General features: G+C 40.9%; 22 protein-coding genes and 2 pseudogenes. 7 read left to right on the top strand and 17 right to left on the bottom strand.

The genetic code is table 11. The features are described 5' to 3' along the window. Positions 1-52: 52 nt before the first annotated feature. The 3 genes and pseudogenes from LKACC16343_RS13535 to LKACC16343_RS13525 form a co-directional block, all read right to left on the bottom strand. A pseudogene (locus LKACC16343_RS13535) lies at positions 53-352 on the bottom strand (transposase); the annotation flags it as partial. An 87-nt stretch (positions 353-439) separates the two neighbouring features. Further along, positions 440-553 (bottom strand): glycosyltransferase, encoded by a 114-nt coding sequence (locus LKACC16343_RS13530; protein WP_231520302.1) that lies wholly within the window; start codon positions 551-553, stop codon positions 440-442. A 99-nt stretch (positions 554-652) separates the two neighbouring features. Beyond that, the gene (locus LKACC16343_RS13525; RefSeq protein ID WP_234032507.1) at positions 653-2,200 is read right to left on the bottom strand and encodes a multicopper oxidase family protein; all 1,548 of its coding nucleotides are present in this window, start codon (positions 2,198-2,200) and stop codon (positions 653-655) included. A gap of 229 nt (positions 2,201-2,429) precedes the next feature. On the opposite strand from LKACC16343_RS13525, the gene LKACC16343_RS13520 reads away from it, so the two are divergent. From LKACC16343_RS13520 to LKACC16343_RS13510, 3 genes are all read left to right on the top strand, one after another. Beyond that, the gene (locus LKACC16343_RS13520) at positions 2,430-2,702 is read left to right on the top strand and encodes an AbrB/MazE/SpoVT family DNA-binding domain-containing protein (protein WP_080475008.1); all 273 of its coding nucleotides are present in this window, start codon (positions 2,430-2,432) and stop codon (positions 2,700-2,702) included. 268 nt (positions 2,703-2,970) lie between these two features. Then, positions 2,971-3,770, top strand: a protein-coding gene (locus LKACC16343_RS13515) for an IS5 family transposase (protein ID WP_099046409.1) whose coding sequence is annotated in 2 segments (ribosomal slippage) — positions 2,971-3,259 and positions 3,259-3,770 — 801 coding nt in all. Because the reading frame shifts where the segments join, the coding sequence is not laid out codon by codon here. A gap of 111 nt (positions 3,771-3,881) precedes the next feature. Then, positions 3,882-4,427, top strand: a complete 546-nt coding sequence (locus LKACC16343_RS13510) for a hypothetical protein (protein ID WP_234032506.1) — start codon at positions 3,882-3,884, stop codon at positions 4,425-4,427. A 25-nt stretch (positions 4,428-4,452) separates the two neighbouring features. Here the strand turns inward: LKACC16343_RS13510 and LKACC16343_RS13505 are convergent, their stop codons facing one another. Continuing rightward, complete coding sequence (locus tag LKACC16343_RS13505; protein WP_056950608.1) at positions 4,453-5,136, bottom strand: IS6 family transposase; 684 nt, start codon at positions 5,134-5,136, stop codon at positions 4,453-4,455. Positions 5,137-5,286: 150 nt separating this feature from the next. After that, positions 5,287-6,525, bottom strand: coding sequence for a glutamate--cysteine ligase (locus LKACC16343_RS13495; RefSeq protein WP_056950611.1), 1,239 nt, complete (start codon positions 6,523-6,525; stop codon positions 5,287-5,289). A gap of 341 nt (positions 6,526-6,866) precedes the next feature. Here LKACC16343_RS13495 and LKACC16343_RS13490 point away from each other — a divergent pair, with 341 nt between their 5' ends. The 3 genes from LKACC16343_RS13490 to tnpC all read left to right on the top strand — a co-directional run bounded on the left by LKACC16343_RS13490 (position 6,867) and on the right by tnpC (position 9,005). Beyond that, entirely contained in the window at positions 6,867-7,049 is a 183-nt protein-coding gene (locus LKACC16343_RS13490; RefSeq protein ID WP_003646555.1) for a hypothetical protein, read from the top strand. Further along, complete coding sequence (gene tnpB, locus LKACC16343_RS13485; protein WP_003646556.1) at positions 7,039-7,386, top strand: IS66 family insertion sequence element accessory protein TnpB; 348 nt, start codon at positions 7,039-7,041, stop codon at positions 7,384-7,386. The genes LKACC16343_RS13490 and tnpB overlap by 11 nt, the downstream gene beginning before the upstream one ends. A 71-nt stretch (positions 7,387-7,457) precedes the next feature. Then, a complete protein-coding gene (gene tnpC / locus LKACC16343_RS13480) occupies positions 7,458-9,005 on the top strand; it encodes an IS66 family transposase (protein ID WP_056950614.1) in 1,548 nt (515 codons plus the stop codon). Between the two features lie 300 nt (positions 9,006-9,305). On the opposite strand, the gene LKACC16343_RS13475 is transcribed toward tnpC, so the two are convergent. From LKACC16343_RS13475 to LKACC16343_RS13425, 11 genes are all read right to left on the bottom strand, one after another. Then, positions 9,306-10,151 carry a DUF3737 family protein gene (locus LKACC16343_RS13475; protein ID WP_056950617.1) on the bottom strand — a complete coding sequence of 282 codons (846 nt, stop codon included), beginning with the start codon at positions 10,149-10,151 and terminating at the stop codon, positions 9,306-9,308. Between the two features lie 14 nt (positions 10,152-10,165). Beyond that, on the bottom strand, positions 10,166-10,378 hold the full coding sequence (locus LKACC16343_RS13470; protein WP_039098575.1) for a DUF2933 domain-containing protein: 213 nt from the start codon (positions 10,376-10,378) through the stop codon (positions 10,166-10,168). Position 10,379: 1 nt separating this feature from the next. Then, on the bottom strand, positions 10,380-10,556 hold the full coding sequence (locus tag LKACC16343_RS13465; RefSeq protein ID WP_156638741.1) for a hypothetical protein: 177 nt from the start codon (positions 10,554-10,556) through the stop codon (positions 10,380-10,382). 86 nt (positions 10,557-10,642) lie between these two features. After that, the gene (lgt, locus tag LKACC16343_RS13460; protein WP_033615027.1) at positions 10,643-11,461 is read right to left on the bottom strand and encodes a prolipoprotein diacylglyceryl transferase; all 819 of its coding nucleotides are present in this window, start codon (positions 11,459-11,461) and stop codon (positions 10,643-10,645) included. Positions 11,462-11,558: 97 nt separating this feature from the next. After that, positions 11,559-12,977 carry a sensor histidine kinase gene (locus LKACC16343_RS13455; RefSeq protein ID WP_056950624.1) on the bottom strand — a complete coding sequence of 473 codons (1,419 nt, stop codon included), beginning with the start codon at positions 12,975-12,977 and terminating at the stop codon, positions 11,559-11,561. Continuing rightward, positions 12,965-13,633: a response regulator transcription factor gene (locus LKACC16343_RS13450; RefSeq protein WP_082604466.1), complete on the bottom strand. Its 669-nt coding sequence runs from the start codon at positions 13,631-13,633 to the stop codon at positions 12,965-12,967. Before LKACC16343_RS13450 ends, LKACC16343_RS13455 begins: the two co-directional genes overlap by 13 nt. A gap of 75 nt (positions 13,634-13,708) precedes the next feature. Further along, positions 13,709-13,936: a heavy-metal-associated domain-containing protein gene (locus LKACC16343_RS13445; protein ID WP_033615028.1), complete on the bottom strand. Its 228-nt coding sequence runs from the start codon at positions 13,934-13,936 to the stop codon at positions 13,709-13,711. A 16-nt stretch (positions 13,937-13,952) separates the two neighbouring features. After that, on the bottom strand, positions 13,953-15,908 hold the full coding sequence (locus LKACC16343_RS13440) for a copper-translocating P-type ATPase (RefSeq protein WP_032811341.1): 1,956 nt from the start codon (positions 15,906-15,908) through the stop codon (positions 13,953-13,955). A 29-nt stretch (positions 15,909-15,937) separates the two neighbouring features. Further along, on the bottom strand, positions 15,938-16,204 hold the full coding sequence (locus LKACC16343_RS13435; RefSeq protein ID WP_032811340.1) for a cupredoxin domain-containing protein: 267 nt from the start codon (positions 16,202-16,204) through the stop codon (positions 15,938-15,940). A 16-nt stretch (positions 16,205-16,220) separates the two neighbouring features. Next, on the bottom strand, positions 16,221-16,592 hold the full coding sequence (locus tag LKACC16343_RS13430; RefSeq protein ID WP_032811339.1) for a cupredoxin domain-containing protein: 372 nt from the start codon (positions 16,590-16,592) through the stop codon (positions 16,221-16,223). Positions 16,593-17,057: 465 nt separating this feature from the next. Beyond that, complete coding sequence (locus tag LKACC16343_RS13425) at positions 17,058-17,663, bottom strand: recombinase family protein (protein WP_033615032.1); 606 nt, start codon at positions 17,661-17,663, stop codon at positions 17,058-17,060. Positions 17,664-17,943: 280 nt separating this feature from the next. On the opposite strand from LKACC16343_RS13425, the gene LKACC16343_RS13420 reads away from it, so the two are divergent. Further along, on the top strand, positions 17,944-19,215 hold the full coding sequence (locus LKACC16343_RS13420; RefSeq protein ID WP_056950652.1) for an ISL3 family transposase: 1,272 nt from the start codon (positions 17,944-17,946) through the stop codon (positions 19,213-19,215). A 184-nt stretch (positions 19,216-19,399) separates the two neighbouring features. On the opposite strand, the pseudogene add reads toward LKACC16343_RS13420, so the two are convergent. Beyond that, positions 19,400-20,341, bottom strand: a pseudogene (gene add, locus LKACC16343_RS13415) (adenosine deaminase); the annotation flags it as partial. Between the last annotated feature and the right edge of the window lie 6 nt (positions 20,342-20,347).

The following is a 20,347-nucleotide window of genomic DNA, read 5'->3' as shown; positions in this document are numbered from 1 at the left end:
CTTCAAATGGTTGTATTGGCCTTCCTGAAGATAGTTCTTAAAAGATACTAGACAGGTTCTTAGTAGCTAGTTTAAATTCGTGAGCAATCATTCCTGGTGACCAGCTTAGACGTAAATGGTTGAGAATTTTTTGCTTTAACTCATCGCTCAGCTTAGTTTTCCGACCACATCGTGATCGCTTGTATTCGGCATCTGTTTGTGCTAATTCAGCCTGATAAGGTTGACATCGAGATAATTCATAAGAAATTGTTGACGGTGATCGGTTCAGCCGAACGCCCATTTGGATATTGGACAGCCCTAGTTCACAAAAGGTTTCGATTTTAATTCGTTCGGAATAGGTTATACTAGACAAAAGATCAGCTCCTAAAAGATGGGTTTGTGGTAAACACCATTTTAAAGGAAGCTGATCTTTTTTGTCCGAACAGCGTTCGGATTAATTTTACAATCTACCGTTTTGATAGGTTTGATTTGCGATGCTGGTCAGCGTTTTATCAAGGTAACTGCCCAGATTGTATGCAGGAATTGAAATGGTTACTAACGGTTTGTCTGTCATGATCCTTCCCCTCGATTCACTTTTGGAGTCAGTTTAGTCTCGAACGATTGGGTGGTCAATCAAAGTGGCTTGAAGGCGGACCGAACAAGAAATAGCCCGCTATTCCACCTTAACCTGCCCCATCATCCCATTCTCCTCGTGTTCCAAATTATGACAGTGATAAACAAAGATGCCACGATCATGGAAGCTCATTAGAACGCGGACTTTCTTACCAGGCTTCAAGTTAACAACGTCCATTAATCCAGATTCTGCTGCTGAGGGACGTTTACCGTTGACGGACAGAATTCGAAATTGGGCACCGTGAATATGAAACGGATGATCCATGCCGCCCATCATCGAATCGTTATTGGTGAGGTTCCAAATCTGATTGGTGTGCGGCTTGGCGGTCAGGTCAATTCGATCGGGATTGTAAACCCGACCATTAATCCGAACCATCCGCCCCATGCCGCTAAAACTAATTGTCTGGTGTTTCAAGCCAAATTGGTTCAGCTGCTTGGTGGGCGTCAGGTGATTCAATTTAACTGGCAATGTTCGGCTCCCGGTTCGCTTGGAATGTAGTCGCAGTTGCAGAACCCGCTGCCCGTTGGTCCGTAGAGCCACGTTCTTCGAAGTTGCGTTAGCGGTATTGACAACCACTTCTGCCCGCTGACCCGGTGCCAGATCAATCTGATTCATCTTCACCGGCTGGTTGAGGAATCCACCATCGGTCGCGATTTGGCGTATCGTGGCGCCATGATTTAAGGTGAAATGATAGGTGCGGGCATTTGAACCATTGAGCAGTCGCAGCCGCACCTGATTGGTGGTTACGTTAATGTATGGGTTGAGCGTCCCGTTGACCAGAAGCGTATTGCCTTCGGTGCCATCAGCGTTGTAGTCGGCTTGATAGTCGAACTGACCCGCCTTACTAAAGGTTCGATCCTGAACGACCAATGGAAAGTCATCAACACCGTACTTTTTAGGGAGATTCAACTTCTGGCTGTTCTGGTCGTCCACCAACATGAAACCCGCCAAGCCGTGATATACCTGACTGGCGGTGGTACCCATGGCGTGGGGGTGATACCACAAGGTGGCTGCCTGCTGGTCAACCTTAAACGTGGTTTGCTTGGTCTTTCCCGCAGCAATTGGTTCGAACGGCCCACCATCCGCCTTTCCAGGAACCAGGGCACCGTGCCAGTGCAGCGAAGTCCGTTGGTTCAATTGATTAACCACCTTAGTGTGGACAGTTTGCCCCCGACGGACACGAATTGTCGGTCCGAGGTACGATCCATCATAGCCCATCGTCTTCGTTTTAACGCCTGGTTTAAAGGTTGTGGTGCCGGCCTCGGCCTTCAATGTGTAGTAAACCGAATCACCCGATTTTTTGGTCGGCTTTAAGATTGGCGGTACCGCCAATCTTTTCGCTGCAGTGGTCGCCGTTTTGAGTGGGACATCCGTATCCGAATTTCGCTGGGCGCGACCGGATGAGTTACCACCCATCATCGAATGACCGGAAGATCCACTCCAGCTGCCCATCATTCCGCTACGATTTGAGCTGGAAGACTGTGAATGCTGTTGGGTATGGACAAACCAACCGACATTTCCCACCACGATAATCGCCACAATCACGCCAATGATGATCCACGCTGTTTTCTTCTTCAATATCCCCATCTCCTAATTGTGTCAGCAAGTTTACATATGTAGACGTCAATGCTAGTTTATACCAAACGTCTTCATCGTTCAAGACTGTTTTTTTGGGGGGAGCCAGGCAAATCTTCAGTGATCAAAATGTCAACAACTGCATAAAGCGTCGAATTAAGTCCCTTTACTTTTAAATCTTTCATCCAATATAATCTTAAATGAAGTAAGACCCAAGGGTACTTTATGGAGGGCTTTAATTATGATAAATAAGACAATTACCAAAAGGTTTTCCGTGAAAGGCCAATTTGTTCTACCGTCAGAATTTCGTAAAAAGCTCAATATTAGTTCAGGCGATGAAGTCATTGTTTCACTTAATGATAATCAAGAAATTGTTATCGCAAAAGTGCCAACTAAAGTAGATTGGCATCATTTACTTAAGGATGTGCCAGCTGAAACAGTTGATGTTGCTAAGGATGGCCATTACGATAAAACGAAAGCCCCAAATTTTGCTAAGTGGATGGAAGAAGGCTAGTACATGTCACCAAGGGACACACTATTTTGTCTTTGTCTTTTTTGATGATAGTACTGGCAAAAGTAATCGTGATGAGGTTAACTTATTCAAATTTATCAAAAACAATCAATCAAACCAAAAATGAAGAGCGCTATGCTGGGCTTCTCGCTTCTTAGGAAAATATGAATTCTACAATATAAAGCATGCCACACGCCCTTAGAAGCTGTTTAGTATCTTTGATTTTGACCCAATAATTTGATAAACTACTGTCAAAAAAGTTGGTGATCATATGCAACATTTTAGTCATCATTACCAAAGCGATATTTCTCGGCAACAATTCGATTTGATCCGCCAGGATCTGGAAGCTTCAAGAAAACGAACTCATCCAAAACACATTGATCCTTATGATATCTTCTGTGCCATGCTCTATGTCCTTAAAAATGGTTGTACTTGGCGTGATTTGCCGGCTGATTTTCCAAAGTGGTCCACTGTTTACTACTATTGGATGAATTGGTCGAAAGCCCCCACCCCTGATAAACCAGCTTTATTAACTCAGGTTTTAAAAAAATTGTCGCTGATCGACGATTAAGGCAAGGGCGATCAGCCCGAACTTCGTTCGTCATTTTAGATGCCCAAAGTATCAAGAACACCGCTACCGCTGAAAATAAGGGTTACGATGGTGGCAAGAAGATCTCGGGAATTAAACGGCATTTAGCCGTCGACATCAATGGCTTCCCGCAAGCGATCCATATTACCCGGGCTAACATCACTGATCGTGACGGGGCGATTGCACTCGTTACCCTTAATTTAGAGCAGTTTAAATTGGTTCGAACCATGATGGTTGATAGTGGTTATACCGGCCAAAATTTTGCTAATGAGATTAGCAGTTTAACGTCAGCCAAGGTAATCGTCGTTAAAAGAAATGAGTTACACCAATTTTCGGTTATCCCCCAACGGTGGCTCATTGAACGTTCATTTAGTTGGTTGGGAAATTATCACCGTTTATGGCGTAACTGTGAGCGTAAGCTCAACACTAGTCTCATGATGGTTTCGTTAGCTTTTATCAGGCTACTTCTTAAAAGATACTAAACAGCTTCTAAGTGGGAACTAAATAAAAGTTATCCCGATATCGATAAATTAATACTACTCAGTAAAATATTTGATATCAGTATTGACGAGCTCTTAGGTCAAGATAAACTTTTGAGAAAAGATATTATTATGAAAAGCACTCTTTACAGAAAAAGTATCAGCATTTTAAAGTATTTAGGCCTATTGTTGGCAACTATTTTATTGTTTTTAGGACTAAACTTTTGGAGCAATCAGCTTGATGACTTGCATATTCAAGATGTCAAAATCTACAATACATTTTTCGCCATGGAAAATGGAAAACCTACTTTTTACCTATATGGCAAATTAAAGCCCACCTTTGCCAGTTATAGCGGCGGTGCTTTCACTCAGTACAACAACAGCAATGGAAGTGCCTACGGTTATAATATTAATAAAGACAATGTCCAGATTAATGGCCAACAAACCCATAGTCCATTTGGCTCAAAAGAAGTCGTATTTCGTATTAAAAGCGATCCTAAACATGGATTAACATTGATCAATCAAAATATATACCTTACTGATCAACAACATCACAAAATAAAATTATATGATGCCCACACTAGAACCCAGTCACACAGTCTAGAGCAAAAAGATACTCAAAAGGGTTCTGGTGCAAAATTTAAAACAAATGCACATTAACTAACTTTTCTTGGATATTGACAGCTTACGCTATCAATAATTGCTTCAATTCAGCGGTTACTGAAAACCCGAAGAAACTACCATTTCTTCGGGTTTCTTTTCGAATCGCATAGACAACTTCAACCCCGGCTAAAGTTTTAGCGGCAGTTCGGATGGTTTGAAAACCAGCTGAGCGAACCCGATGTCTTTTAATGAATCGATGGTCTTGCTCAATTAGATTATTGCGATATTTGGAACATTCGTGATTTGCTTTCTCCAATAAGCCGTCTTTAATCACTTGCTTAATGGCTTTTAAAGTTCCACCATATTGGTCAGTTACCAAACAATGGGGACGACCATCGGTCGTAAATAATCGTTTCAAGAAATGGTAAGCGGACTGATAATCACGATGTTTACGTAACTCAAAGTCTAGCGTTAATCCCTGATTGTCAATGGCGCGATACAAATAGCACCATTGACCTTTAACCTTGATGTAAGTCTCATCCACTCGCCAACTTTGAGAAGCTGAATGTTTATGCCGACGCCACAACACCTGAAAGATTGGTCCGTAGTGATGAACCCAGCGCATAATCGTTGTATGATGAACAGTAATTCCACGATCACGTAAAATCTCAACGACATCACGATAACTCAAATTAAATCTGAAGTAGTAGCCAACGGCTACTAAGATGATGTCCTTTTGAAAGTGGCGTCCCTTAAAGTGATTCATGCGCGCAATCCCTCGTTTCTTGGTACCAAGTATACTAAAATCAAGTCAGCGAGGAAAATTTGCACCAGAACCCTTATTAGTTGGTTTGTTGTTCGTCCGCCGATGTGCGTCCTAACGTGCCAACACGTGTGTACGCCGATTTCAGTATATTCAAGCATTAAAATGTGGTGTCGCAGCCAGCTGGAGTGCAAGTTGGGTTGCACGTTCGAGCGAATCGTTTGTTTGTTGTTCCCAGCGGGCCGCGAGTGTGTTGGCCGGGTCGTGCAGACTAGTTAAGATATGTTGGGCGACTTGCAACGCGTGTGGTTGATGTAAACTGGTAGCCATAGTTTGTAGCGCGTCAGCTAGTTGTTCGCCTTCAGTTAGCTGTCGAGTCACTTGCATGGGGGTTTCGATGGCAACTTGTTCGTTGGCGCGCTGACCCGCCTGAATCCAATTATCCGTACTAGCTGGCACTGGTAACCAGAGCATCAGTAAAACGAACCACGTTAAGCAGGTCAGTTGGGACAGATCAACGCCCGCACCGGCCCATGGGTTCAGGTCTAAGTTACGTAATTCCAAGTATTGAATCCCATTCTGACATAGTTGTGAATGACCACCGGCATGACGCAATCGAACCTGACCGTAAAATTCCTTGGTCGCACTTAATTTTCCATTATCAACGGCCGCTTGCAGTGTTTGACAATAGTCATTTAACGACGCGTACGAGACCGTAACACCCGGCCGATTGGTATACCCGCTAGAACTGTTGCGTAAGCTTCGAACGGGCTGGGCTGGTGGCGTAAGACCAGACTGTGGCCAGCAGCGTGGTGAGCAGCCATAAAGATACGTCAGTAGCCAGCGATAGTGCAAATAATTCTGCGCAATGTGCAGGTAACAGCGATTTTGAAAGGTAGTGAAATCACGACTATCTGTCTGGGCCTGATACAATCCCATCATCAGACTAGCCGCTAAGCTCACATTACAGTGAACACCTGACAACATTTGACGTCGTCGGCCATAGCGGTGAGCAAGTCCTTGTCGATAGGCGACAGCGGCCGCATCCAACTTAGCAATTGGAATATCCCGGTCTTCTCGTGGAAGTGTGGGCAGCATGCTTAGCGGCCAAATCAGTTCAGGCAGAAGCCTTTGCCGGACTTGTTGTGTGAGCATCGTTAAGGCGTGCAACGCAGCAACCGCACTTGCTTGCGGTTGGGTGACTAACTCCAACTGTGTCTCCGCAAAGTCCCGTTGCAGGCCGGACAACTCGATGATAAGTGTTGGTGATAATGCCGTATCCGCCAAATGACCGGTCACCGTTACCCGCTGGCCTTCCCGTTCCAGCCCAATCTGAACAATCTGTGCATTGATCAACGCCGTATTTTCCATTAATAATTGTTGCCACTCCATCCACTCACCTCGCTGATTCAATCTAAATTTATCGTAGCATAGTCCCGACCTTGGTTCACTGATTATGACCTATTATTTAGCTGACTTACCATTACGAAATGAGTTTCCGCGCGTCCCTGCTTGATCATCCAAAGGATCAAAAAAACGAGTACCCAGTATTACCGGGTACTCGTTTTTAGGGTAATAATATCGGGTCTAGAATTTTTGGTGTTGGAAAGTATTTCCATTCCAAAAGTACTAGGCCCTAATTTAAAAGTAAGCAGTAAATAACCGACCGTATTTCCTGTGGCCGCCATATGGATTATGATTACCTCATCAAATAAATTGGTGAGGTGTTTTTGATGGATGAACAACCAGAAATCGTGCAAGTGAAAGTCGGTCGGACAACAGAAGCCCCAGCTTCTGGACCCGTCAAAGCGCTACAAATCAAAGTTGATGGCAATAAATCAGTTATTGTTTACAACCATGTCAACGGGTATATCCTCGATGCCGTCATGAAGGCGGTGTTCCCACATGATCATTGATACCAGCAAAATCGAACAAATCTACCTAGTTTGTGGTAAGACTGATTTGCGAAAAGGTATCGATGGACTCGCGGGTATCGTCCAGGAGCAGTACGATTTGGATCCATACTCGCAAGCACTGTATCTCTTTTGTGGTACACGCAAAGACCGCTTCAAAGCCCTCTATTGGGATGGCGACGGCTTCTTACTATTATATAAACGGTTAGAAAATGGCCATCTACAATGGCCGACCAATCAGCTTGCAATTCGCAGATTGGACCCGCGTCAGCTTGTTCGCTTATTGAGTGGTTGGGCGTTAGATTCGACGGTTCATAAAGTCTGCCCTCCAGGACATTGAAAGTGCTTTCTAGTTTGGAAAATGAGTGGTAAACTCAATGATAATAATCTTACATCAAGGAGGTGACACCCATGGCAGAATCAGAAAAGGATCAAATCATTCGCAAGCTCAAAGCAGAAAATAAGGGGCTTCAGGAACAGATTGCCTATCTTAGGCGAAAACTATTTGATCATAAATCCGAAGTATTAAATCCTAATCAAACGTCACTATTTGAGAAAGAAAATAGTGTTTTTAACGAACCAGAGCAAACTGGAGACCAAAGCAGCTCCGCGTCAAATCAAGTACGGCCAAAGAAATCAAAGAAAAAGACGCGGCGAGAAAAAGTAGATTCAAAGGTCCCAGTACGCGTAACCATCATTAAAACAGCTGATGGTAAATGTCCAGCAGGACATTCAGGCATCAAGCCGATTGGGACAAGATACGTCCGAGAAGAATTTCATTTCATTCCTGCCCGTGCATATCTGGAGAAAATCTACGAGCAAACTTATAAGTGTGAACAATGTGCTCATGATACGGCAACATCTGGTTTGTTCAAGCCATTGGTGCCACCGGCCTTGTTCCCACATAGTTTGGCTTCGGTCTCCCTAGTGGCAGAAATTATACATGATAAATTTGTCTTGGGGGTACCGCTATATCGGCAACTATCTGGGATTCGTCGTTTAGGTTATCAGACATCAGAAGCTACCTTGGCTAATTGGGTTAACAAATCTGCTCAACAGCTATTACCCCTCTATGAGGAAATTCATTGGCACTTGTGCTCGGCTCATCACCTGCAAGGTGATGAAACTCCAATCGAAGTTCTGAGAGAACCTGGTAAAGCCGCGACATCAAGGTCTTACATGTGGGTGGCGCGAACACCAATCAAACAACCAAATCCCATTGTCTATTATGCTTATGGTACCACACGTTCTGGTGTCTTTGCCCAATCCTTGTATGAAGGATATCTAGGCGTTTTACAATGTGATGGGTATAGTGGGTACAACCTACTTGGAAATAGCGTTCACCGCACAGGTTGTTGGGCTCATGTTCGGCGTAAGTTCTATGATGCATCTCAGTCACATATCAAGGGAGCTGACAATCTGCTTCACTTGATTGACGAGATGTTCGCCCTAGAACGGGAATGGCAAGCCTATTCACCACGAGTACGTCGTCGGCGACGTCGTAGTCGCTTGAGAAAAGTTCTCAAACGCTTTTGGCGTCTGATTGATCGTACCGAGGTCTTACCACAGTCTCGTCTAGGCAAGGCCATCGTCTATGCTCAAAAGCAGCGGCCGTATCTCGACCGGATTATCAATGATGGTGCCATTGATTGGAGCAATAATGCGGCTGAGCGTAACATGAAGAGTCTGGTGATTGGGCGAAAAAACTGGTTGTTCAGCACAAGTACGCAAGGCGCTGAAGCAACCGCTATTTGGATGACGTTTATTGAAAGCGCCAAGGCCAATCATATAGATCCGCGTCAATATTTGACGGATTTATTAAAAGCTTCAACGATTCTGCCAGCATTTCCAAAATCGGAAGAGTTGGAGGCTTATTTGCCATGGAATTATCGAAGACAGCAAAATATGGGCCAACGGAAAGACAATAATGAGGCCCAGGCGACGACGTTCGCCGCATAAACTGAAAAAGGAAAAGAGTGTTCTAAACTTCTCAAAAATCGAGAAGTTTAGAACACTCTTTTTGTATTGGAAATAATCTGTAAAACATAAATCAACACGGTCTGTTATTTACTGCTTACGTACTTAAAAAGCTAAGAAACTATTTGCCACCATATTTTCATATGAATATCTAAAATTTGAAAGTTTAATATTGCATACTTAAAAGGACAGCAGGTTTCCCCCTGCTGTCCTTTTAAGTACGCCGACAAAAATATTTTTCTTGGCTTCCCACACTGTTAACTACTTAATCGGTAAAAGCGGCTATTCCTGACCATCACTAATTTTAATATTCGTGGTAATAATATCAGCATCATCAGCAATGACCTTCTGAATATGGTTAGCATGAATGTATCCACTGATTGGATTCTTCACACTTTCAATCGTTGAATTTACTTCGGCATTGATATTCGTGCAGTATTCAAACGCTAGATTAGTATTTACTAATACACAATTTTCAAGCGTAATGTTATCCATATAACAGAATCCTTGATCACTTTCAATTGTGCAATTAACTAGTTTAATGTTTGAAGAATTCCAGCCAAAATATTCTCCCACAATTTTTGAATCATAAATCGTGACATTCTCACAATTCCAGAAAGCATCCTTGGTAATCAAAGTTGAATCATGGATCTCAACATTTTTAGCCCCGTCAAAGCCATAATTACCAACCAAACTAAGCTTATCAACTATAATATTATGACTATTCATACAAAAATAGTTACCAGCGGCCTCCACTGTGGACATGTAAATGTCACTACAATTCCAAAGTGTTTCATCTGCATTAGAAAAATGCACATGTTTTAATCTAATCTGGTTGGATTTTCTAAACGATTTTGGTGCCTGAAAAGTACTGTTCATAATTTGAATATCACTGGTGTACCAAATACCCGAACGGGCCATTTCTTCAAAAATGGTGTCATTAACCAACACTTTCTCACTATACCACAATGGATATTTCCACTTAAAAATGGCTTGTACTAGTTCAATATTAGTACTCTCTTTAAGGGGCGACTCACCGTCTCCAAACGTCGAATTTTCAATTCTTAAATCATGTGCTTTGAACAAAGCGCGTTCACCAGTTAATAATTGTTGTTTTACATCTTTCATAAATATCATCACTTTTAAAATTTGTTTTTTTGCTTCAAGTCGTCTAAACTTCTGGCCAACTCTGCATTTTGTTGTTTTAAATTTTCAATTTCAGATTGAGTATGGTCATGTTCAGCCTTACCTTCTTTTTTTCCCTGACCATGCATGCCTTTCATCATAAAAAGCATCATCAGCGGGCATAACAGAACCAGGGCATAATAGGCTAATGTCGAAATTAGTTGTAACATTTTATTTAACTCCTCGGTGTTTTAAGTTATCCAATTCTTGTTTCATTTTTGCATTCTCTAGTCTGAGATTTTCGTATGCGTCCTTACCTGAATCTTGGTTCGCATCACTATGGTCCATCTCGCATCCCATGGAACCAGATTCGCCATCAGTGTTTTTATGACCACGCATCATCCCCAAGTGCATTACACCCATTAGAACGAGCGCTATTATTACGCCATAACTTTGAATAAATTGAATCATTTAAATCGCTCCTCACTATAAGATTAATTTTCATGCAATGCTGCCCCATTGTATAAATCGATTTTTCTCACGCCAAAACGTCGATAAAGAATGAAGATCAGGCCCGTTATGAACAGTCCTAAAGAAAGTAGTTGCGAGATTCGAACTGATCCGACCATCAAGCTGTCGGTCCGCATTCCTTCAATTACGAAGCGTAATAATCCATACCAGACTAAGTAGAACCCGAAAATTTCTCCTCGCAGAAGACCTTTAATGCGGTGCCTGAGTAGTATCACAATAATGAAGCCTAATAAAGTTCCCATACTTTCAAAAAGGAAGGTTGGTTGTCGATAAGACCCAGATATAAACATTTGTTTCCGGAACACTTCTGGCAACCAGTTCAAATTAGTTGTTATTGCACCGTAAGCTTCTTGATTAACGAAGTTTCCCCATCTACCAATAGATTGGCCTAGTAAAACTCCCGGGATAGCAACATCCAATAAATCTAAAGGGTTGATCTTTTTTCTGTAACTAAAGATTAAAAGCACAATCGTTCCGGCAATTAAGCCACCATAAATCGCACCGCCGCCTTCCCAAAGCGCAATTATTTCATTTGGATGTTGCTTGTAATACCCCCATTCAAAAAGAACGTAGTAGGTTCGCACACCAATCAAACTAAATGGCACTGCCCATATCATAAAATCAGTTATATCATCAGTAGTTAGATGTCTTCGTGGCGCCTCTTTAGAAGCTAACCAGATTCCAATCAGCATCCCCGCTACGATGATAAGGGCATACCAGCGAATTCTCAGCGGCCCTAGCCTTAACGCCACTGTATCAATACTTGATAGAGCCAAATCCATAACACCTCTCCTTTCTTAGTAAATCCATTGTAAAAAAACAATGTGCAGAACTTGTGCAGATTTAAAATTTAATCTACACCGTTCTGCACATTTATAATTAGTCATAGGGCAGCTCAATTGTAAAAGTCGTGCCTCCATGTTGCTTACTTTTAACCGAGATATTTCCATCATGGAGCTTAATAATATCCTGAACGATCGTTAAACCTAGCCCAACTCCACCAGTCTTTCTAGTCCGTGATTTATCAACGCGATAAAAATGTTCAAATATATATGGTAAGTCGGCTGCATCGATGCCCTCACCCTCGTCAGAAATTTGAATGCTAAAAGATTTTGGAGATTGTTCGATATCAATACTGATGGTTGAGTTATCAGGCGAATATTTATAAGCATTAATAACTAGGTTGATTAATACTTGTTGCATTCTAGCATAATCCAATTTTGCTTCAAATTGTTGTGAACCGATAATATTCAAATGAATGTTTTTTTGATTCAAGATTCCCGCTACTTTTTTCATTAAGTCGTCCATTAAATTGGCGATAAGGACCGAAGATTTTTTTATTGAAAAATTATGTGCTTCAAATTGAACTAACGTCATCATGTCGTCCATCAAATGAGTCAACCGTGCACTTTCATCACGAATAATACTCAGGTATTTTACCCGTTCACCTTCTGATACTGATTCCCGACTGGCGATGTCCGTATAGCCTTTTATAAAGGTTAACGGCGTTCTCAATTCATGGGTAACGGCCGCAAAAAACTCATTCCGTTCCTTTTTCGTGTGTCGGAGTTTATTAGCCATGTCTTCGATTGAATTAGCTAAGTCCCCCAATTCATCCTGACTATCTATCGATAATGCTACGGACAAGTTTCCCTGGGCAATCTTTTTCGTTTCAGACGTTATTGCTCTGATGGGTAAGGTTAAATTTTTTGCGATAGATGCGGTTGCAAAAATAGTTATCAAAAACGTTAATATAACCAAAACTATGAACACGCTAGAAAAATCAAAGACCATTTTCTGAATCTGCTTAGTAGATAAGAACATATAAACATTACCAAGCAATTTGCCCTTTTTGATGATCGGTGATTTTGATACGAGATAACTTTTTTTCATCCAGTCAGAGTGTAAAACCTCAGATTTACCCTGACTAGCACTCGTGAATTTTGCAAGATGCTTTTTCATTTTAGAATTCACCACTTGTGAAGCCATCAAAGTTTGACCATCTGGACTTTGGACAATAATTGCCATATCAGTATCCCCTTTTTCAGTCAAAACAACATGTTTTATTGTTTGAGCAGTGAAATCGTTGGTCAAAACATGGGCATGGTTCTCCCCACGCTTGACTAAACTACTGGCCTGTTCATTGATCCAAGTGTTAACAACTAAAAGAAATAAGCTTATAAATATTCCCATTTCAATAGCAATCGCCATCAATAAAAATGACAGTCCTATTTTGACCGAAATCTTATGGCTAACCCTTTGTTTCATAATATTAATAGCTGCTTTTATCCTAACCATTTGTAACCAACTCCATATACGGTAATCAGCATCGAATCCACAGCAAAACCATTGTTTCTTAACTTTTCTCGTAAATTTCGGATATGTGAGTCGACGGTTCTATCATCAACCTCAGCGTTGTATCCCCAAATACGCTCAATTAAATGATTGCGACTAAAAATGTCATTTTTATTGTTCAAAAACAGCGTTAAAATATTGAATTCAATTGGCGTAATTTCGAGTTCTGCCCGATCGATACGCAGTTGATGAGTCCGCTGATCTAATGTTAAATTATTTGATTTTATTATGTCCATCTTCTCAGTACGCCGAACTAGTGCTTCAATTCTTGCCATTAACACATGCTCATCAAACGGTTTAGTAATATAATCATCAGCACCATTTTTCAAGCCAAAGATCATATCGTTATTTTGATTTAGGGCGGTCAACATAATGATTGGCGTATTATCAAATTCCCTGATTTTTTTACAAACTTCCCAGCCATCCATAACGGGCATCATGACATCTAATAGAACTAGATCAAACTTTTCATGTCTCAATCGCTCAATTGCTTTTACACCATCATTTGCCTTCTCGCAATGATAGCTATCACCCTCCAGATATAGCTGTAATAGATCTAACATTCGCGGTTCATCATCTATCAGTAATATATTTTTCACGCTTTCCCCCTGCTTTTCGTCTAAATAAAAAAGGCTCGCCGATCACGGCGGACCTCTCTTTGAAAATGACTTGTGTTATTTTTCCACTACCGTATAAAGACGGACATCATAACCTGCATTAGCTACCGCATCGCTTATTTCAGCTATCTGTAACTTATGTTTATCAAATTCAATGACGACTTCATCTTTTTCCAAGGTTACATTGGCATACTGCACGCCATTAGTTGCTTCGAGCGCATCCTCCACAATATGCTGACAATGTTCACAATGCATGTCATCAATTTTGGCAATTACTTTTTCCATGGGATCGCGATCCTCCTTAATTTGACGCTAGCTTATTTTCTTTTGGTAACCTGACATAATTAAGTAACAGCGAACTGATAACAACCGTAATGGAACTAAGCGCCATCGCGAGACCGGCTAGTTCCGGTGAAAGGATAAACCCGAGCGCATAGAAAATACCAGCAGCAATTGGAATCCCAACCACGTTATAAATAAAGGCCCAGAATAAGTTCAACAAGATGCGGCTATACGTTTTACGCGCCATAACCAGCGCAGTGACCACGTCCATTAAATCATTTTTTACGAGAACAATATCACCAGATTCAATTGCGATATCACTACCCGAACCCATGGCAATCCCAACGGTTGCAGTTGATAACGCCGGCGCGTCATTAATACCATCACCCACAAAAGCAACCGGCGCTTTTTCTTCTAACTCCTTAATATGTTGCGCTTTATCTCCAGGCATAACATCGGCAATAACTTCATCAATGCCAATTTCCTCAGCAATCGCCGTTGCCACCAGTTTGTTATCACCCGTTAACATAACTGTCCGAAAACCGGCTTTCTGCATTGCCTTGATTGCGGCCTTCGAAGTTGGTTTAGGTGCATCTTGAATCCCAATTAAAGCAATAATTTGCCCATCGTAGCCTACCAAGACCACCGTTTTTGCTTGCGCTTGAAGTTTGGTCATTTTATTTTTCAGATCAGTTGTCATATTAAAATCATCTGCTAATTTGTCATTGCCGATAAAGGCTTGCTTTCCATCAATAACGGCCTGGACGCCTTTACCACTGATAGCTTCAAAGTTTTCAGCTTGTAAGGGCACGACACTTTTGGCTTTTGCTTCATTTAAAACGGCTAAGGCTAGTGGATGTTCTGAAGCACCTTCAAGCCCGGAAGCAATGCTAAGAATCTCGGCTTCTTCAAATTTACCAGTTGAAACGATATCCGTTACTTGTGGTTTACCAACAGTAACGGTCCCAGTTTTATCCATAACAACCGTTTTAATCGTGTGAGTAGCCTCTAAGACTTCACCATTTTTAATTAGAATACCAAGCTTGGCGGAACGTCCCGTCCCAACCATCAATGCAGTCGGAGTAGCAATCCCCAGAGCACATGGACAAGCAATAATCATAACTGACACGGCGAAGATCAAGGCGGTAACCGGAGTAGCCCCTAAAAATGCATACCAAACAACGTACGTCAAAATAGCAATCATCAAAACAACCGGAACAAAAATGTTTGAAATGGTATCAACGGTCTTTTGAATTGGTGCCCGCGAGTTCTGTGCTTGACGAACCATTTCAGCAATATTCGACAACATTGTTTCAGAACCAACTTTGGTTACTTTAAAAGTAAATGATCCCGTATTATTGAGGGTTGCACCGATAACCGCGTCACCAGGTCCCTTTTCGACGGGCATTGATTCTCCCGTAACCATTGATTCATCAAGTGTAGATTGCCCTTCAACAATCTCACCATCAACAGCCACTTTTTCACCCGGCTTAACACGAACAACATCACCTTCGACAACCTGATCAATGGGAAGTTTTACAAATTCGCCATCGCGAAGGACTTCCGCTTCTTTGGCTTGCAGATCCATCAGCTTATCAACCGCCGATGAAGCTGACGACTTCATTTTTTCTTCAAAAACGGAGCCTAATAGTATTAAAGTAATCACAACCGCCACAGCTTCAAAATACGTACCAGCGGGTCTAGTAAACATGGCATAAATACTATAAATGTACGCAATCGTAGTACCTAATCCAACTAGGGTATCCATGTTGGCGTGATGGTTTTTAAATGAAACGATGGCAGTATGCAAAAATGGCAAGCCCGCAAACCAATAAACTAATGAACCAAACGCGAACAAAATCCACACACCATATTTTTCTCCGCCCAACATGGAGCCGCCAAAGCTCATAAACATATTTATGAGTAACGGTACTGAGCCAATCACACCAATGATGAATCTTTTCATAACTGACATAAGCTTTCCTCCTCAAATATCGAGCGTTATTATTTAACGCGATAGTTGCCCTTAACCATGTTCATACCACACGTCCATTCATAATTTCCTTTTTGAGGTGTAAACCTAACCGTTACCTGCTGATTGAGTGGTAGATCATATAATTCGCCGTTGAACTTGACTTGTTGCGTGCAGCCCTTATCAGCGACTCTCGTAAACGTAACCTCCGCTGGCTTACCAGCTTTTAATTTGAAATTATTTGGCGAATAGCCGCCATCAACCGTGATATTGATTTTATTATTATTTAATCCAAGCATAAACCTAGCTCCTTTGTTATTTGATAACGATCTTGCCATGAAACATGTGCATTCCACATGAATACTCGAACTCACCCGCTTTAGATGTGTCGATTGGAATCGCTACGTCTTGATTCATTGGCAACTCGGCGTCCACTCCGAAGTCTGGAAAAACGACTTTCTCAAGACAGGTCGTTGAATCTTTCCGATTAAAGACTAATTTTACAGGGGTATCTTTTTTTATTTTTAAAACAGCTGGATTAAAGCCGCCGTTGACGACCACTTTAGCTGTTTGACCATCTTTCGTTGTAACTGCAGTTGCTTGACTCTCACTATGTTTGCCAAAAAACCACCAACCAATAAAAACGATCAATATTACTCCAACTACTACTGTAAGTATTTGTGCCATATCATTTCCTCCTCTTAGGTAATAACGGTTATGTTTCTTTTCAATAATTTAAGATTACATCTGTAAACGTAGAAAATCAACACTAAATTTACATTTGTAAACATAAATTGAAAATTTTTTGAGAAATAAAAGGTAGATTGTAAAATTAATCCGAACGCTGTTCGGATTAATTTTACAATCTACCATTTACACAAGATATTTTACGCTCTCCTAATGCCCTTTGTGTCTCATACTAGTTTGTCAGAGGACAGCATTGCCCAAATTATCATTATTATCATCAGTTTATTTTCGGCAGGTATCCTAACTCGAAAGTTATTTGGCCCCATCACCTTCAACCAAGATAACTAAAGCTTTGAGGTCATTAAGTCGCGGTTAAATCGTTACTTCTTAATTACCAGCAAAAGCAAACTGTTAATGAGCAAATGAAATTTTAAATTCCCTGGCTAAAGCTTGCCGGAGTCGCCCTTAATGACTTTTGAATCGTTCCGGTCGTTGAACCCCATACTTTTTCCGGTAGCGAATAAAGGTGGTCCGTTTAATGCCGGTCGTTCTGGCGATGTCTGCGTCACTCATACCGGTTTGGTAGAGTTGAAAGGCATGCTGCAGGCGGGGATCGTCTTGGGTATATTGGGGTCTGCGACCATGATACTTGCCCTGTTGTTTGGCTAGCGCAATGCCTTGTTGCTGCCGATCAATAATCCGCTTCCGTTCACTTTCGGCTTGATACTTATAGAGTTCAATAATCAGGTTGGTCATCAGTTGCCGTAAGTTGGGATCCGCTATTCCGGTCATGGAGGGTAAGTTTAAGACGTCTAAGGTAGCACCCTTGGCTTGGATGGTGTTCATAATCTTAGTTAGGTCTTGATTATTCCGTCCCAAGCGATCTAATTCCGTGACCAGGACAATGTCCCCATCGCGAATATAGGTCAACAGCTTTTGCAGAGCCGGCCGCTGAGTATTCGCCCCACTTAGTTTATCCGTAAATAATTTATCAACGTCTTTTAAAGCCGCTAACTGTCGATCTAAATGTTGCTCCTTGGAACTCACACGCGCATAACCGATTTTAGCCATTTCCAATTCTCCTTTTGGACAGTTCTAATGAACACTTGTAATTCCTAGTATAGCACAAAAATAAAAAAGACCAATAGGGCATACCCTATTGGTCTTTTTGATCCATTATCAATGGCTTTTTAAATGGCTGTACGATAAATAGAGTTGATAGGCATTTTGCCATCAACTCTATTTTTGTATACCATTTATTAATAAAACTATTTTAGAACATCAAAAAGACACCATCCATACCTTTAGATGTTCTACCCTCTACAGCTTCACAATGAAAGGAATTTGAATGATGTCCCTAAGTAATAAGTCTATACGAAACGCTCTTGAAATGAAAGATGAGAATATTATCTTTACTGAAGACCCAAAATTTATGTTAGTTAATGGCATCAAGTCCTTAGTCTATTTTGCAATGCTAACTAAACAGATTGACCGTTGTCTTAACTGTGGCCTTGCAGGCCACTTAGTTAAGAATGGATTTAATAAAAATATGATAGTCGTTCCATCATTATCATTACGTCCAACGTATATAAGTCTGAAACGTCAAAAGTATAAATGTAAATCTTGTAACTCTATCTTTGTAGCCAAAACTAGTTATGTTTGGGAATATTGTCAAATCGCACAACCTGTTAGACAAATGATCTTATCAGAAACTGCTTTTAATACATCATTGAAGGATATCGGCAGACGTTTTAACGTCTCCGATAAGACCGTTCAACGTATCATCGATGAAGAAGCCAAGATGCACAAGAAATCACTTCCTGAACATCTTCCTAAGCACATGGCATTTGATGAATTTATGTCTACTGACAAAATGAGCTTTATTTGGTTAGATAGCGATAATCATCGTACGGGTGATATCTTGCCCAGAAGAACTTCATATCAAATCAGTAAATACTTCAGTCGATTTCCTTTGAAAGTCAGAAGACAGGTAAAAACTATTTCTTTGGATTTAAATGCCGGATACATTAATTTAGTACCAAAGTTGTTTCCAAAGGCCAAAGTCGTTGTTGATAGATTTCATATCGTTCAGATGATGAATCGTTCTCTCAATTCAACTAGAATACAGGTAATGAAACGAATGCCTAAAAGAAGTAAAGAATACTTGTTCATGAAGAGAGATTGGAAAAAATTCTTGGAATCATTCGATTCCATCGAAAAGATAAACCCTAAGTATCAGTACAGTGTTGGTTATTATGAAACGGATCTAAATTTAATCACAAAGTGTTTAGATTTGGACGAAGGTTTCGCCAAGTCCTACGAAGTATATCAAGATATTTTAAAGGCTATTAGAACAGGCAATACTGATACAATGAATCAGATACTACTCAATTATCATCCACTCAATACCGCTATGGATCAAACAATGACATCATTAAGAAAATATCGTAAACAAGTATTAAATGCACTGAAGCTTAAATATTCCAACGGATTTTTAGAGGGAATCATTGGAAGAATAAAAAAGATAAAAAGTAGTGCCTATGGATATCGTAGTTGGAACAACTTTACTGAACGTATAAATATTCAAATGTTTTGGCTTCGAGCAAGCTCATCAGCCAAATAAAAAAACAGCTAGACCATTTATGGTCTAACTGTTAACTTGAACCGCCATCAACTTGATTTGACGAACAGCCTTTTAAATTAGAGCCTAGTACTTTTGGAATGGAAATACTTTCCAACACCAAAAATTCTAGACCCACTTATATTCTGGAGTCTAATCGCTTGCTGGCCCACTCTATTTTGTTCAGCTAAACAGTTTCCCTCTCAAAATCATAGTTGGCAACAAAATCATCAATTTCTTGAATATAATTCCGTTTTTGTTGATCACTGATCCACGAGCTGTTAAATGAATTTTTGGCAATTTGTACAACTTGGTCGACTGATAAATCATATGCTTCAGCAAGGGCCCAATAATTTTCGGAAATATAGCCACCAAAGTATGCCGGATCATCGGAATTGACGCTAACTTCAATTCCTTTGGCCAACAAATCGGTAATTTCTTTACCCTTCATATCAGCACTGACGAAACTGTTCGACTTCGGACAAGTGGTCATACCGATCTGTTTTTGATTAACAAAGTCAACCAGATCAGAATTTTCAACAATATTAGTTCCGTGATCCAGTCGCTCAACCCCAATGACTTCTAGTGCCTGCTTAATATGATCAATCGAGTCAACCTGGTCAATATCACAATGCATCGTAATATGATATCCCTGAGACACGGCGTTTTCAAAATGAGTCGCAAACTTCATTGGTGGATTATGATGCTCGTCAGAATCCAACCCGATTCCAAGAATCTTGTCACGATGTTTCTTGGCTTCCAACAACGTTTGCCGGGCAGATTCTTTAGAAAAGTCCCGCAAAAAGCACATAATTAATTGCGCATCAACACCGAAACTCTTGGCATCCTGAGTTGCCCGATAAAATCCATTAATAACCGTTTCAAAGCTGATCCCACGACTGGTATGCGCCTGGGGGTCAAAAAATAATTCAACGTGATGAACATGATTATCTTTTGCTTTTAATAGGTAGGCATAGGCCAAATCATAAAAATCCTGTTCAGTTTGTAACACAGCCAATGCTGGATAATAAACTGCCAAGAACGAAGCCAAATCATCAAACTGATAACTTTTCTTGACTTCCTCAATTGTATTCTGACCAATATTAATATGATTTTTTTGGGCCAGCTTAGACGT

It is taken from the genome of Companilactobacillus bobalius, from assembly GCF_002179915.1.
In the GTDB taxonomy this organism is placed as follows: Bacteria; Bacillota; Bacilli; order Lactobacillales; family Lactobacillaceae; genus Companilactobacillus; species Companilactobacillus bobalius.
The sequence above is the reverse complement of the archived record's forward strand: the minus strand, read 5'-3'. Positions and strand labels throughout refer to the sequence as shown.

What these genes read in the sequence shown, in the direction of transcription:
- LKACC16343_RS13530 (WP_231520302.1), bottom strand. Translation starts at nt 553, where the DNA reads ATGACAGACAAACCGTTAGTAACCATTTCAATTCCTGCATACAATCTG.
- LKACC16343_RS13525 (WP_234032507.1), bottom strand. Translation starts at nt 2,200, where the DNA reads ATGGGGATATTGAAGAAGAAAACAGCGTGGATCATCATTGGCGTGATT.
- LKACC16343_RS13520 (WP_080475008.1), top strand. Translation starts at nt 2,430, where the DNA reads ATGATAAATAAGACAATTACCAAAAGGTTTTCCGTGAAAGGCCAATTT.
- LKACC16343_RS13505 (WP_056950608.1), bottom strand. Translation starts at nt 5,136, where the DNA reads ATGAATCACTTTAAGGGACGCCACTTTCAAAAGGACATCATCTTAGTA.
- LKACC16343_RS13495 (WP_056950611.1), bottom strand. Translation starts at nt 6,525, where the DNA reads ATGGAGTGGCAACAATTATTAATGGAAAATACGGCGTTGATCAATGCA.
- LKACC16343_RS13490 (WP_003646555.1), top strand. Translation starts at nt 6,867, where the DNA reads ATGGATGAACAACCAGAAATCGTGCAAGTGAAAGTCGGTCGGACAACA.
- tnpB (WP_003646556.1), top strand. Translation starts at nt 7,039, where the DNA reads ATGATCATTGATACCAGCAAAATCGAACAAATCTACCTAGTTTGTGGT.
- tnpC (WP_056950614.1), top strand. Translation starts at nt 7,458, where the DNA reads ATGGCAGAATCAGAAAAGGATCAAATCATTCGCAAGCTCAAAGCAGAA.
- LKACC16343_RS13475 (WP_056950617.1), bottom strand. Translation starts at nt 10,151, where the DNA reads ATGAAAGATGTAAAACAACAATTATTAACTGGTGAACGCGCTTTGTTC.
- LKACC16343_RS13470 (WP_039098575.1), bottom strand. Translation starts at nt 10,378, where the DNA reads ATGTTACAACTAATTTCGACATTAGCCTATTATGCCCTGGTTCTGTTA.
- lgt (WP_033615027.1), bottom strand. Translation starts at nt 11,461, where the DNA reads ATGGATTTGGCTCTATCAAGTATTGATACAGTGGCGTTAAGGCTAGGG.
- LKACC16343_RS13455 (WP_056950624.1), bottom strand. Translation starts at nt 12,977, where the DNA reads ATGGTTAGGATAAAAGCAGCTATTAATATTATGAAACAAAGGGTTAGC.
- LKACC16343_RS13445 (WP_033615028.1), bottom strand. Translation starts at nt 13,936, where the DNA reads ATGGAAAAAGTAATTGCCAAAATTGATGACATGCATTGTGAACATTGT.
- LKACC16343_RS13440 (WP_032811341.1), bottom strand. Translation starts at nt 15,908, where the DNA reads ATGTCAGTTATGAAAAGATTCATCATTGGTGTGATTGGCTCAGTACCG.
- LKACC16343_RS13435 (WP_032811340.1), bottom strand. Translation starts at nt 16,204, where the DNA reads ATGCTTGGATTAAATAATAATAAAATCAATATCACGGTTGATGGCGGC.
- LKACC16343_RS13430 (WP_032811339.1), bottom strand. Translation starts at nt 16,592, where the DNA reads ATGGCACAAATACTTACAGTAGTAGTTGGAGTAATATTGATCGTTTTT.
- LKACC16343_RS13425 (WP_033615032.1), bottom strand. Translation starts at nt 17,663, where the DNA reads ATGGCTAAAATCGGTTATGCGCGTGTGAGTTCCAAGGAGCAACATTTA.
- LKACC16343_RS13420 (WP_056950652.1), top strand. Translation starts at nt 17,944, where the DNA reads ATGTCCCTAAGTAATAAGTCTATACGAAACGCTCTTGAAATGAAAGAT.